At 62.1% G+C, this 1,358-nt stretch carries 1 protein-coding gene; it reads left to right on the forward strand.

The annotated features are described in order from the left end of the window. Positions 1 to 82 precede the first annotated feature (82 nt). The gene (locus P3T16_RS34795) at positions 83 to 1,108 is read left to right on the forward strand and encodes an IS110 family transposase (RefSeq protein ID WP_429345662.1); all 1,026 of its coding nucleotides are present in this window, start codon (positions 83 to 85) and stop codon (positions 1,106 to 1,108) included. Positions 1,109 to 1,358 lie beyond the last annotated feature (250 nt).

A 1,358-nucleotide genomic window follows, 5' to 3' on the forward strand; every position in this document is an offset into this window, starting at 1 on the left:
GGCTTAATGAGATGGTCAGCCTGACCGAAACGGTCCGATCGGCTTACGCTGATCGGGCCGTTTCCTTTTCCGGGAGGCCATCATGGCAAACGCGACGTTGATCGGTATCGATCTGGGCAAACACTGCTTCTTCGTTCACGCGCAAGACGCTCATGGGCACGAGTTGTGGCGCAGGAAGGCATCGCGCAGCCAGTTGTACACCCAGATTGCCAATTGCCCCGCCTGCACAGTCGCCATGGAATCGTGCGCCGGTGCGCACTGGCTGGCGCGCAAATTCCGGGCGTGCGGACACGAGGTGCGCCTGATCGCGCCGCAGTTCGTCAAACCGTTCGTCAAGGGTAACAAGACTGACTTCGCCGACGCCGAGGCGATCTGCGAGGCAGCCTCGCGTCCGTCGATGCGCTTTGTCGCCGTCAAGACGCCTGAGCAGCAGATCCTGCTGGCCCTGCATCGGATGCGCGAAGCACTGGTGCGCGAGCGCACGGCGACGAGTAATCAGATTCATGCCTTTTTGCTGGAGTTCGGCGTCAGCCTGCCGATCGGATCGGTTGCCATCACGCGCCTGCCCGTGCTGCTCGATGATCCGGCTCACGCGCTGCCGCCGCCAATGGTGAGCCTGCTGCTGCGTCTGCATCGGCGCCACGGCCAACTCAGCAACGAAATCGCTGAACTCGAAACGGAACTCAGACGTCAGCTGGCTGGGAACGAAGCCGGCCAGCGGTTGCTTACCATTCCGGGAATCGGCCCGATGACCGCGAGCAGTCTGCTTGCGATGGCCGGTGACGTGCATGGATTCAGGTGCGGCCGTGACTTCGCCGCGTCGCTGGGCCTGGTGCCACGACAGCACTCGACCGGGGGCCGGGCGACGCTGCTGGGCATTTCCAAACGCGGTGACCGGCACTTGCGATCGTTGCTGGTGCAGGGCGCACGCGCTGTGTTGCGCTGCGTCGACAGGCGTGCCGATGCGCTCGGCGTATGGGTGCAGGCCCTGCTGCGACGCCGTCACACCAATGTCGTCGCCTGCGCGCTGGCCAACAAAATGGCCAGAATCGTGTGGGCGATCCTGGCCAGAGGCGGCGAGTATCGCGCAAATCCGCGTCCCGCCTGATCAACACTTCCTGCCTGCTTTTGCGACCATCAACCTGTGATGAAGATAAACGGCACACGGCCCGGCTGAACACCTGACACAAAATCCAGTCCCGCAGACTGATGGCTTTTTAAGGACAGTCGGGCGCGGCTTCTCATCGAGGGCCGGGCGCTTCATCCGCGCCCATTTCGAGCCCGGATACATTTGCGCAGGCCCTTCTATCTTAGGTCACACATTGAGGTTGCAAAACTAAGGCTGACCATACATTTTT

The sequence above is a fragment of the Paraburkholderia sp. GAS42 genome (genome assembly GCF_050436565.1).
Lineage (GTDB): Bacteria > Pseudomonadota > Gammaproteobacteria > Burkholderiales > Burkholderiaceae > Paraburkholderia.

Coding starts and splice junctions, on each gene's coding strand:
- P3T16_RS34795 (WP_429345662.1), top strand. CDS start 83: ATGGCAAACGCGACGTTGATCGGTATCGATCTGGGCAAACACTGCTTC.